At 72.5% G+C, this 12,476-nt stretch carries 8 protein-coding genes; 7 read left to right on the top strand and 1 reads right to left on the bottom strand.

Annotated elements, in window-relative coordinates:
- Positions 1-23 precede the first annotated feature (23 nt).
- Complete coding sequence (locus ABZ370_RS34930; protein ID WP_358629409.1) at positions 24-620, top strand: DUF4291 domain-containing protein; 597 nt, start codon at positions 24-26, stop codon at positions 618-620.
- A gap of 119 nt (positions 621-739) precedes the next feature.
- Positions 740-3,310 carry an alpha-L-arabinofuranosidase C-terminal domain-containing protein gene (locus ABZ370_RS34925; protein ID WP_358629406.1) on the top strand — a complete coding sequence of 857 codons (2,571 nt, stop codon included), beginning with the start codon at positions 740-742 and terminating at the stop codon, positions 3,308-3,310.
- Positions 3,311-3,401: 91 nt separating this feature from the next.
- Here ABZ370_RS34925 and ABZ370_RS34920 read toward each other — a convergent pair whose 3' ends face one another.
- The gene (locus ABZ370_RS34920) at positions 3,402-4,157 is read right to left on the bottom strand and encodes a GntR family transcriptional regulator (protein ID WP_358629403.1); all 756 of its coding nucleotides are present in this window, start codon (positions 4,155-4,157) and stop codon (positions 3,402-3,404) included.
- Between the two features lie 106 nt (positions 4,158-4,263).
- Here ABZ370_RS34920 and manD point away from each other — a divergent pair, with 106 nt between their 5' ends.
- The 5 genes from manD to ABZ370_RS34895 all read left to right on the top strand — a co-directional run bounded on the left by manD (position 4,264) and on the right by ABZ370_RS34895 (position 12,475).
- Entirely contained in the window at positions 4,264-5,481 is a 1,218-nt protein-coding gene (gene manD, locus ABZ370_RS34915) for a D-mannonate dehydratase ManD (RefSeq protein ID WP_358629400.1), read from the top strand.
- A complete protein-coding gene (locus ABZ370_RS34910; RefSeq protein ID WP_358629397.1) occupies positions 5,478-6,905 on the top strand; it encodes a mannitol dehydrogenase family protein in 1,428 nt (475 codons plus the stop codon). The genes manD and ABZ370_RS34910 overlap by 4 nt, the downstream gene beginning before the upstream one ends.
- A 34-nt stretch (positions 6,906-6,939) precedes the next feature.
- Entirely contained in the window at positions 6,940-8,334 is a 1,395-nt protein-coding gene (locus ABZ370_RS34905) for an MFS transporter (protein ID WP_358629394.1), read from the top strand.
- 57 nt (positions 8,335-8,391) lie between these two features.
- On the top strand, positions 8,392-8,799 hold the full coding sequence (locus tag ABZ370_RS34900) for a YchJ family metal-binding protein (RefSeq protein WP_358629391.1): 408 nt from the start codon (positions 8,392-8,394) through the stop codon (positions 8,797-8,799).
- A 139-nt stretch (positions 8,800-8,938) separates the two neighbouring features.
- Positions 8,939-12,475 carry a phosphodiester glycosidase family protein gene (locus ABZ370_RS34895; protein ID WP_358629388.1) on the top strand — a complete coding sequence of 1,179 codons (3,537 nt, stop codon included), beginning with the start codon at positions 8,939-8,941 and terminating at the stop codon, positions 12,473-12,475.
- Position 12,476: the final 1 nt, after the last annotated feature.

Here is a 12,476-nt window from a genome sequence, read left to right as displayed (position 1 = left end):
CGTCCCCGCCACGCTTGCCGACCATGGAACACCAGTCCCACCAGATCCGCGCCCGGCACACCCCGACCACGGTCACCGTCTACCAGGCCTACGCCCCGCACATCGGCCAACCCGCCGCCCGCGACGGCCGGTTCCCCTCCTCCTGGAAGCGGGACCGGATGACCTGGATCAAACCGTCGTTCCTGTGGATGATGTACCGCTGCGGCTGGGGACTGAAGGAGGGCCAGGAAACGGTCCTGGCCGTCGAGATCACCCACGAGGGCTTCGCGTGGGCGCTGCGCAACGCCTGCCTCTCCCATTACGTACGCGGCCTCCACCCCGACCAGGCCGCCTGGAAGCGCCAACTCCACCGGTCCCCCACCCGCGTCCAGTGGGACCCGGAGCGCGACCTCCACCTGCGGCCGCTCCCCTACCGTTCCCTCCAGCTCGGCCTGGCGGGCGAGGCGGCGCGCCGGTACGCGGACGAGTGGACGGTGTCGATCACCGATGTCACGCCCCTGGCCCGTGAGGTCCACGCCCTCGTACGGGCGGGCAGCCTCGACGCGGCGGCCGAACGCCTCCCCGAGGAGCGCCCCTACCCGGCGGCCGACGGCCTCCTCTCCCACCTTCGGGGCGCGTAGGGGCAAGTGCACTGCGTTGGTCCATGGCGTTGACGCGCCCTGCCCTCCCCCATATCTTTCGTTCGAAGTTCTGAGCGACGTACGGGATTTCGAACGACGAGATTCGGAACGGGAGACGCATGCCCCGCACACGCTGGAGACTCGGCCTCACCATCGGCGCCCTGCTCGCCGGTACCGTCACCGCCCTCCCCACAGCCGCCACCGGCGCTCCCGCGCACACGGCGGCGGACGCCACCGACTACACGCTCTCCGTGGATCCGGCCGCCAAGGGCCCGGCGATCGACGACTCGATGTACGGGGTGTTCTACGAGGACATCAACCGCGCGGCCGACGGCGGTCTGTACGCCGAGCTGGTCCAGAACCGGTCCTTCGAGTACGACCCCGCCGACCACGCCTCGTACACCCCCATGACCGCGTGGTCCGAGGCCGCGACCGGCGGCGGCACCGGCGAGGCCAAGGTCGTGGACGACGACGGCAGGCTCAACGAGCGCAACCGGCGCTATCTGCGGCTGACGCTCGGCGGCACCGGCGGATCGGCCGCCCGGTACGGGGTGACCAACTCCGGTTACACCACCGGGATGGCCGTCAAGGCGGGCGAGGCTTACGACTTCTCGGTATGGGCGCGCACCGACCAGGCTTCCGGAACACCGCTGACCATCGGCCTCGGCGACGGCTCCGGCGGCGACGCGCTCGCGCGTCCGCTCCGCGCCACCGTGCGCGGCGACCGCTGGACCAAGTACACCGGAACCCTCACCGCCGCCACCTCCAGCGCCGCCGGACGGCTCACGGTGGCCGCGGGCGGCAGCGGCACGCTCCGGCTCGACATGGTCTCGCTCTTCCCCCGCGACACCTACAAGCACCGCCCGAACGGCATGCGCAAGGACCTCGCGCAGAAGATCGCCGCACTGAAGCCGGGATTCCTGCGCTTCCCGGGCGGCTGTCTGGTCAACACCGGCAGCCATGAGGCGTACGAGGCGCCCGACTGGCCGCGCAAGCGGTCCTACCAGTGGAAGGACACCGTCGGCCCGGTCGAGCAGCGCGCCGTCAACGCCAACTTCTGGGGCTACAACCAGTCCTACGGCATCGGTTACTACGAATACTTCCGGTTCGCCGAGGACATCGGCGCGATGGCCCTCCCCGTGGTGCCCGCGCTGGTCACCGGCTGCGGCCAGAACAAGGCCACCGACGACCCCGCGCTGCTGAAGCGCCACATCCAGGACACTCTGGACCTCATCGAGTTCGCCAACGGGCCGGTGACCTCGACCTGGGGCAAGCTGCGGGCGAAGATGGGCCATCCGAAGCCGTTCGGCCTGACCCATCTGGAGGTCGGGAACGAGGAGAACCTGCCGGACGAGTTCTTCGCGCGGTTCACCGAGTTCCGCAAGGCCATCGAGGCCGAGTACCCCGACATCACGGTGATCAGCAACTCCGGTCCCGACGACAGCGGGCAGACCTTCGACCGGGCCTGGGCGCTGAACCGGGCGGCGGGCGTGGACATGGTCGACGAGCACTACTACAACAGCCCGCAGTGGTTCCTGGAGAACAACGAGCGCTACGACACCTACGACCGCTCGGGCCCGAAGGTGTTCCTCGGCGAGTACGCCTCACAGGACAACAAGTGGCACAACGCGCTCACCGAGGCCGCGTTCATGACGGGCCTGGAGCGAAACGCCGACGTCGTCAAGCTGGCCTCGTACGCGCCGCTGCTCGCCCACGAGGACGCGACGCAGTGGCGGCCCGACATGATCTGGTTCAACAACTCCGCCTCCTGGGGCTCGACCAGCTACGAGACGCAGAAGCTGTTCATGAACAACGTCGGGGACGAGGTGGTGCCGAGCAAGGCGTCCGCCACCTCCGCCCCCAGCGAGCCGATCAGCGGCGCCGTCGGCCTGTCGACCTGGGCCACGAGCGCGGCGTACGACGACGTCGAGGTGAGGGCCGCGGACGGTTCGACGCTGCTGAGCGACGACTTCTCGGGCGACGACGCACAGTGGACCAAGGCCGCGGGCAAGGGGTCGTGGTCGGTGCGGGACGGGGCGTACGTCCAGTCCGACGCCGCAGCCGAGGACACCATGGTCACGGCAGGCGACAAGGCGTGGCGCGACTACGACCTGAAGGTGAAGGCGACGAAGAAGTCCGGCAAGGAGGGCTTCCTCATCGCGTTCGGGGTCAAGGACACCGGCAACTACTACTGGTGGAACCTCGGCGGCTGGGGCAACACCCGCTCCGCCGTGGAGAAGGCGGTGGGCGGCGCCAAGCAGACGATGGCCGAGGACGCCACGAAGATCGAGACGGGGCGGACCTACGACGCCCGCGTCGAGGTGCGCGGCCGTCAGGTGACGCTGTACCTGGACGGGAAGAAGTGGGGCGGCTTCACCGACGACAAGGTGGCCGAACCGTTCCGCCAGGTGGTGACGCGGGACAAGTCCACCGGTGAGCTGATCGTCAAGGTCGTCAACGCGCAGAGCACGGCCGCCCGCACCCGTATCGACCTGGGAGACCTGGGCGGCCGGAAGGTGGCGCGGACGGCGCGGCTGACCACGCTCCAGGGCGACCCGGACGCGGTCAACACCGCCTCCGAGCAGCCGGTCAAGCCGGTCCGGTCGAAGCTCGACGCGGTGGCGGACACCTTCACGTACACCTTCCCGGCGGACTCGGTCACGTTCATGCGGATCAAGACCAAGCGCTGAGCCGGACAGGTTCATCAGGTCACGGGGGGGGCGGGTCCGGTTCCGGGCCCGCCCCTCGGCCGTGTTCTCGGCCGTGTGCTCGGGCGTGTTCTCAGCCCCCGTGGGCGTCGGTTCGCCGGGGGCTCTCCCGGCGCGGCCGGAGCGGGGCGTCCTGGTCGCTGAAGAGCTCCGGATGCTTGGCCCGGATCTTCTCCACATCGCTGAAGACCAGCCGCAGATGCGAGCGCAGCGCCCCGTCGGCCTGGTCCAGGTCGCCCTCCTCCAGCAGGTCGACCACCTCGCGGTGCTGGCCGATCAGCAGGGACATCTGCTGGGTCAGCGGCAGGGAGAGGCGGCGGGCCCGGTCCAGCTGGGCCTTGGCCTGGCTGACCACGGGCCACGCCGAGCCGTGTCCGCTCACCGCCATGAGCCGGGCGTGGAACTGCTCGTCCAGCTGGAAGAAGCCCGCCATGTCCGACTGCGCGTCGGCTTCCTCCTGCGCGATGAGCAGCACCCGCAGCTCGGCCACATCGCGCGCGGTGGCCTTGCCGACGGCGTCCCGCAGCGCCGCGCACTCCAGCGCCTCCCGGATGAACTGGGCGGAGGCCACGTCGCGCTCGCGGATGCGCGAGATGAACGTCCCCATCTGCGGATAGATGTCGACGAGGCCCTCGTCGGCGAGGAGGATCAGGCTCTCCCGGACAGGGGTGCGGCTGACGCCCAGCTCGGCCGCCAGATCGTTCTCCGACACGGCCGAGCCGGGGGCCAGCTCCAGGCCGACGATGCGCGAGCGCAGCACCTCGTGGACGAGCTGCCGGGTGTTGCGCCCCCGGGAGCGTGCCGCGTGCAGTCCCTCCGCCGATGCCATCCGACCCCTTCCCAACCCTTGACCCACCTTGCTGACGTACTTGTATGGTAGCCGACCAATAGCCCGGGCTCCACCCCGGAGCCGGTGCAGTGAGGAGCACACACGCATGGCCACGATCACGGAGGCGACGGTCATCGTCACCTCTCCCGGTCGCAATTTCGTGACCCTGAAGGTGACCACGTCCGACGGTGTGACCGGGCTCGGTGACGCGACGCTGAACGGGCGCGAACTCGCGGTCGCCTCCTATCTGCGGGACCACCTCGTACCGCTGCTGATCGGCCGCGACCCCGCCCGTATCGAGGACACGTGGCAGTACCTCTACAAGGGGGCGTACTGGCGCCGCGGCCCGGTGACCATGACCGCGATCGCGGCGGTCGACACCGCGCTGTGGGACATCAAGGGCAAGGTCGCCGGGATGCCGGTGTACGACCTGCTGGGCGGCAAGGCCCGCGAAGGCGCCATGGTCTACGGCCACGCCAGCGGCGGCGACATCCCCGAGCTGCTCGACGACATCGCCCAGTTCCAGGAGATGGGCTACCGCGCGATCCGCGCCCAGGCCGCCGTCCCCGGTTCGCCCGGGACCTACGGCATCCGCCACGGCACGGTCGCCACCGTCTACGAGCCCGCCACCGGCGCGCTGCCCGAGGAGCAGCCGTGGTCGACCGAGGCGTATCTGGACTTCGCACCGCGCTATCTGGAAGCGGTCCGCGAGCGGTTCGGCTTCGGCTTCCACCTGCTGCACGACGTGCACCACCGGCTCAGCCCCACCGAGGCGGGGCGGTTCGGCCGCGGCGTGGAGGATCTGCGGCTGTTCTGGATGGAGGACCCCTCCCCCGCCGAACTCCAGGACTCCTTCCGCCAGATCCGCCAGTCCACCACCACCCCGATCGCGGTCGGCGAGGTCTTCAACTCCATCTGGGACTGCCAGCAGCTCATCACCGAGCGGCTCATCGACTACATCCGCGCCTCGGTCGTGCACGCGGGCGGCATCACCCATCTGCGGCGGATCTTCCACCTCGCCGAGCTGTACCAGGTGCGCACCGGTTCGCACGGCGCCACGGATCTGTCGCCGGTGAGCATGGCCGCCGCCGTCCACCTCGACGTCACCGTGCCCAACTTCGGCATCCAGGAGTACATGGCGCACGACCCGCTCACCCATGAGGTGTTCCGGCCCTCCTACGAGCTGCGCGACGGCGCGCTGCACCCCTCCGGCGCGCCGGGCCTGGGCATCGAGCTGGACGAGGAGGCGGCCGCCCGCTTCCCGTACGACCCGAAGTACCTGCCGGTGAGCCGCCGTACCGACGGGTCGGTGCACGACTGGTGAGCACGACACAGCGGCTGTCCCTGGCCACCCTGCCCGCCGTACCGGCCGCGTGCCGCCCGCCGGTCGATCCGCGGGCGCTGCGCCCGCGGATCGTGCACCTGGGGATCGGCGCCTTCCACCGCGCCCACCAGGCGCTCGCCACCGAGGCCGCCGAGGCGGCGCACGGCGGCGGATGGGGCATCGCCGGGGTCACCCAGCGCAGCCGGGCGGTGGTGGAGGCGCTGCGTCCGCAGGACGGGCTGTACTCGTTCACCGAGCGACGGCCCGAGGGCCCGGCCACCCGGGTGGTCGGCGCGGTGACCGAGGTGCTGCACGCCGCGGACGACGGCGCGCGGCTGCTCGGACTGATCGCCTCGGAGGACGTCACGGTGGTGACGCTCACCGTGACCGAGAAGGGCTACCGGCGCGACCCGGCGGGCGGCGGGCTGGCGCTGGAGGACCCCTCCGTCCGCGCCGACCTCGCGGGCGCCGCCGCCCCCGCGACCGTCGTCGGGCAGCTCGCCGCGGGGCTGCGCGCCCGGCTGCGGGCGAGCGGTGCGCCGCTGTCGGTCGTGTCCTGCGACAACATGGCGGGCAACGGCGCGGTCCTGCGGCGGCTGGTGCGGGACTTCGTGGAAGCCAGCGCATGGGACGAGCGCGACCGCCTCCTGGACTGGATGACCGGCTCGGTGGCCTTCCCCGCCACCGTCGTCGACCGCATCGTGCCCGCCACCACCGGCGCCGACCGCGCGGCCGCGGCCCGTGCGCTCGGCGTGGCGGACGAGGGCGCGGTGACCGGCGAACCGTTCACCCAGTGGGTGCTCCAGGACATCTTCGCCGCCGACCGCCCGCGCTGGGAGGAGGCGGGCGCCCGGTTCGTCGCCGATGTGGCCCCGTACCAGTCCGCCAAGCTCCGGCTGCTCAACGGCGCCCACTCGCTCATCGCCTACCGAGGCCTCGCCGAGGGCCACGAGACCGTGGCCGACGTCCTCGCCACGCCCTGGGGCGAGGCGGCCGTGCGCGCCTACTGCGCGGAGGCGGCGCAGAGCCTGCCGCCCGCCGAGGGCCTGGACCTGGCCGGATACATCGACAGCCTCGTCGTCCGGTTCGCCAACCCCGCCATGCACCACCGGATACGGCAGATCGCCATGGACGGATCGCTGAAGATTCCCGAACGGTGGCTGGCACCGCTGCGCGAGCTGCGCGCCGCCGGACGGGACGCCCCGGAGCTGACGTCGGCCCTCGCCGCCTGGGCCCGCGTCACCCGAGACCACCCCTTGGACGACCCCGAGGCCGAAGCGCTGCGCCGGGCCTGGGACGCCCGGCCCGCGCGGGACGCCGTGCGCCGCCTGCTCAGCCTGCTGGGCGCCGACGACCTCGCGGACGACACCTCCCTGGTCACCTCCGTGGAGGCGGAGCTGACCTCCGGCGCCGGGACGCGCTGACCTTACGCACCACCGCTTCATAAGGAGAGCCGCCGTGAAGACCCCCAGAGTCGCCCCCGCGACCGACACCCCACCCCAGGACGAGACCGCCTCCGCCGCCGCCTCCGCGCCACCGCGCCCGCGCGGCCTGCGGCACAACACCCGCTGGCTGATGGCCTTCCTCTGCTTCCTGGGCATGACCGTCAACTACGTCGACCGCGCCACCATCTCCATCTCCCTGCCCTATATGACCGATGACCTGCACATCGGCCCCGAGTGGCAGGGCGTGATCCTCAGCATGTTCTTCGTGACGTACGCGCTGGGCCAGCTGCCCGCCGGGGCGCTGATCGACCGGTACGGCGAGAAGAAGATGTTCGCGCTCGGCGGGCTGCTCTGGTCGGTGGTCACCATCGCCACCGGATTCGTCCGGGGCATCGGCAGCCTGCTGGTCGCGCGGCTGGCGCTGGGCGCGGGCGAGGCACCGGCGTACCCCTCGTGCGCCAAGTCCGTCTCCCGCTGGTTCCCGGTCCGGGAACGGGCGCTGGCCAACAGCGTCTGGGACAACGGCGCCCGCGCCGGTACCGCGGTCGCCGCCCCGGTGGTGACCGCGCTGATCGCCTGGCAGGGCTGGCGGATGGCGTTCTGGGTCACCGGCGGGGTCGCCCTGCTGTGGGTCGCGCTGTGGCTGAAGGCGTACCGCGAGCCCTCGGCGGCCGGGGGGCTCAGCGCCGAGGAGCGCGCCTACGTCACGGCGGGCGGCGCCCGGCTGGAGGACGCCCCGGCCGAGGACACCGCCGGGCAGCCGGGGCCGGAAGAGCCAGCGGTGCGCTGGCGCGATCTGTTCCGGTACCGCACGGTCTGGGGCATGATGATCGGCTTCTTCTGCCTCAACTACGTCATCTACTTCTTCATCACCTGGTTCCCCAGCTACCTCGTCGACGCCCGCGGCTTCGACCTGCTCAAGCTCGGCTTCTACGGCGCCCTGCCCGGCGTCGTCGCCATCGGCGGCAGTCTGCTCGGCGGCTGGACCAGCGACACCCTGCTGCGCCGCGGCTGGTCGGTGACCCGGGCCCGCAAGACCTGTCTGGTGTGCGGGATGCTGTTCTCCTCGGTCATCGCCTTCGCCGTGCTCGTCCCGAGCGCCATGTGGGCCCTTACGCTGCTGTCCGTCAGCTACGCCAGCCTGGCCTTCTCCGCCGCCTCGGTGGCCAGCCTGCCCGCCGATGTCGCGCCCACCCCGCGCCATGTGGCCTCGCTGGGCGGCATCCAGAACTTCGCGTCCAACCTGGCCGGTGTGCTCGGCTCGACCACCACCGGACTGCTGCTGGGCTTCTTCAACCACTCGTTCGTCGCACCGCTGATGCTGTCCGGCGCGCTGTGCGTGGTCGGCGCCCTCACCTACGGCCTGGTCATCAAGCGCGTCGAACCGCTGCGGCTGACGCCCGCCTGAGACGCCAGACCCGAGACGCCCGCCTGGGACGCCCGCCCGAGACGTCAGAATGGACGCATGTCCCGACGCACCTCCCGTACCGCCCCTGTGACCTGCCCCTGCGGACTGCCCGCGCCGTACGCCGACTGCTGCGGCCGCCTCCACCGGGGCGAGTCGCGGGCGGCCACGGCCGAACAGTTGATGCGCTCCCGCTACAGCGCCTTCGCGGTGCGGGACGAGGCGTATCTGCTCCGCACCTGGCACTCCACGACCCGGCCGCCCCGGCTCGAACTCGACCCGGGGCCGCGCTGGGTGCGGCTGGAGATCCTGGGCACGACGGACGGCAGTGCGTTCCACTCGGCGGGCACGGTGGAGTTCCGCGCGCATTACGTGGCGGGCGGGCGTGCGGGCGAGCAGCACGAGAACAGCCGCTTCACGCGCGAAGGGGGCGCGTGGATGTACGTGGACGGAGTGACTCTGCCCTGACGCGCCCCGTCGGCGGCGGCCGCGCGGCGTTTGTTCGCCATGATGTCGCCGACGCCTTCTGGCGCGCCGTCACCTCTGTGGCGATGCTGGGGCGCTGTGCGTGGGAACCACGCGCGTTCCATGGCCCCTGGGAGTTGCCATGCCTCCTGTCGCGTTCACCAGACCCCTGACGGCGCTGGCCGCCGTCTCCGCCCTCATGCTGGGTGCCGTCGGTCAGGCCGCCGCCGACGGCAATCCCGTCCCGGCGCCCGACCCCCTCCCCCGCGCCTCCTCGGAGATGCTGCGGCCGGTCGCCCCACCGGCCGCTGTCAATCCACCGGCCGCCACCGGCCCCTCGTCCGGGGCACGGTCCGTCGCCGACGGCGACGGCATCCAGACCGCCCGCACCTCGCGGCCCGTCGCCCCCGGCGTGAAGCTGACCTCGTACGACCGGCTGGAGTCGGACAAGTGGCTGCGGGCCGACGCGCTTTCGGTGGACCTCACCGGCTCCGCGAAGGTCGACTATCTGCACCCGGACAAGGTCGCCCGCCGCGAGCCCGTCTCCCGGCTCGCCCAGGAGCACGACGCCGGGCCGGGGCGCCGCACGGTCGCCGCGATCAACGGTGACTTCTTCGACATCAACCAGACCGGTGCCCCCGAGGGCACCGGCATCGGCGACGGCCGGATCGTCAACTCCGCCGCGTCCGGCTCCGGCAGGGCGGTCGGCATCGGTCCGGCCGCCGCGGGGCGCGTCCTCCAGCTGTATTTCGACGGCACGCTGACCCTCCCGGACGGCCCGCGTCCGCTCGCCGCGGTCAACGCCGCCAACGTCCCGGGAGGCGGCATCGGCGCGTACAACGCCCAGTGGGGGGAGGCGGACCGGGCGCAGACCGTGGACGGGGCACAGCGCACCGCCGAGGTCACGGTCGTGGACGGCAAGGTCACCGCGGCGGCCGGAGCGCCCGGCAAGGGGGCGATCCCGGAGGGCGCCACCGTGCTGCTCGGCCGCGACACCGGGGCGGACGCGCTCACCCGGCTGGCGGTCGGCGACGCGGTGTCATGGGAGTTCCGGCCCCGTACCGACAGCGGCGACACCCCGCGCACGGCGGTCGGCGGCCGTGAACTCCTCGTCGTGGACGGCGAACCGGTCGGCCACGAGGGCGAGGGCAACAACACCGCGGCGCCGCGCACGGCCGTCGGCTTCTCCCGGGACGGCCGGACGATGCAGATCCTCACCGTGGACGGGCGACAGGCGGACAGCGGCGGGGTCACCCTCACCGAGCTGGGCCGGATGATGAAGGACGCGGGCTCCTACAGCGCGCTCAACCTCGACGGCGGCGGCTCGTCCACGCTCCTCGCCCGCGAACCCGGCAGCGACACGGGCCGGGTGGAGAACAGCCCGTCCGACGGCAGCGAACGGCCCGTGCCCAACGGCCTCGCCTTCACCGCCCCCGACGGCAGCGGCCGGCTGCGGGGCTTCCGGGTCGGGACGGCGACCGGCGCGGCCGACGCGCCCACCGTCGATCCGGTCCGGGGCGGCCACCCGGAGCGGGTGTTCCCGGGGCTGACCCGCCGTCTCACCGCCGCCGGTTACGACGAGACGTACGGCCCGGCGACGGGCTCACCGCACTGGCGAGCGGCCGACCCCCGGGTCGGACGGGTCGGCGCCGACGGTACGTTCACCGCGCGCCACGGCGGCGACACGGCGGTCGTCGCACGGCGCGGCGCCGCCCACGGCTCGCTCAGGCTGAGCGTGCTGGACGAACTGGACCGGATTCAGCCCACCACCCGGCTGCTGGGCATCGCCGACGCGGGGTCCACCGGCAGCTTCGGGGTCGTCGGCCTGGACGCACACGGCACCAGCGCACCCATCGAGCCGTCCGACGTACGGCTGAGTTACGACCACACGCTGTTCGACATCGCCCCGGACCGGGCGACCGGGAACTTCACCGTCAAGGCCCGCGGCGACCGGGCCGCGGGCCAGATCAAGGTCGCGGTCGGCGGCACCGTCACCGCCCTCGCTGTCACCGTCGGCCTCACCGACCGCCCGGAGGCGTCCTTCGACGACGCCGGACAGTGGACGTTCAGCCAGGCCCGCGCCTCCGGTTCGGCGAAGGCCACGCCCGACGGCCACAGCGGCACCGGGCTGGAGCTGACCTACGACTTCGGCCAGTCCACCGCCACCCGCGCCGCCTATGTCACCCCGCCGGAGCCGATCGCGGTGGACGGCCAGCCGCAGTCGTTCGGCCTGTGGATCAAGGGCGACGGCAAGGGGGCGTGGCCGACCCTCCACCTCAAGGACGCCGCGGGCTCGGACCAGTTGCTGCGCGGCCCGTACGTCACCTGGACCGGCTGGCGACATGTCGACTTCGCGGTCCCGGCCGGGGTCGCGTATCCGCTGAAGGTGAGCCGCTTCTACCTCGCGGAGACGGGCGCCACGCGCCAGTACACGGGGCAGGTCACCCTCGACGACCTCACCGCCCAGGTCCCGCCGGACGTCGACCTGCCGAAGGAGGACGTACGCCCCGATCCGCTCATCGCCACGGCCGCGCGCACCGAGGGCCGCGACTGGCGGTTCGCGGTGATGTCGGACGCCCAGTTCGTGGCCCGCGCCCCGGACAGCCCGATCGTGGCCCAGGCCCGCCGCACCCTGCGGGAGATCCGGGCGGCGAAGCCCGACTTCCTGGTCATCAACGGCGACTTGGTCGACGAGGGGTCCCCCGCCGACCTCGCCTTCGCCCGCCGCGTGCTCACCGAGGAGCTGGGCGACGCGCTGCCCTGGTACTACGTGCCGGGCAACCATGAGGTGATGGGCGGCTCGATCGCCACTTTCACCGCCGAATTCGGCCCCGCGCACCGCACGTTCGACCACCGGGGCACCCGGTTCCTCACCCTCGACACATCGAGCCTGCGGCTCCGGGGCGGCGGCTTCGACCAGATGAAGCAGATGCGCGAGCAGCTCGACGCGGCCGCCGCCGATCCGGCCATCGGCTCGGTCATGGTGATCGAACACGTCCCGCCGCGCGACCCCACCCCGCAGCAGGGCAGCCAGCTGGGCGACCGCAAGGAGGCCGCGCTGCTGGAGAACTGGCTGGCCGACTTCCGCCGTACGACGGGCAAGGGCGCGGCGTTCATCGGCAGCCACGTGGGCACGTTCCACGCCTCGCGGGTGGACGGCGTCCCGTATCTGATCAACGGCAACGCGGGCAAGAACCCGGCCACCCCGCCCGGTCAGGGCGGCTTCACCGGCTGGTCGACGGTGGGCGTCGACCACGTCTCGCCACGGCAGCGGGCGGCGGCGCGCCAGGCGCCGTGGACCGGCGGCCCCGACTGGGTGTCGGTGCGGACCCGGGCCCATGTGGACGGGCTGACGGTCACCACACCGGCCGAGCTGCGCACCGGGCAGGATACGGACGTCACGGCGGCGGTGCTCCAGGGCGAGGGGGCCGGTGCCCGTACGGTGCCGGTGGGATGGCCGCTCAGCGCGGACTGGACCGGCTCGCCCCACGTCTACGTCGGCGATGTGTCCCGTGCCCGGCACCCGGGCCGCTATGTCGCCGCGTTCGATCCGGCCACGGGGAAGCTCACCGCGCTGCGCCCGGGTACGGCGACCCTCGCGGTGGCCGTGAACGGTGCGACGGCGCGAGCGCGCTTCGTCGTCACGGCGGCCCGGGCCGCCGAGGCGCCCGCGGCGTGAA

Source organism: Streptomyces sp. NPDC005962 (assembly GCF_040629205.1).
Lineage (GTDB): Bacteria > Actinomycetota > Actinomycetes > Streptomycetales > Streptomycetaceae > Streptomyces.
This window is presented reverse-complemented; position numbering and strand designations above follow the sequence as displayed.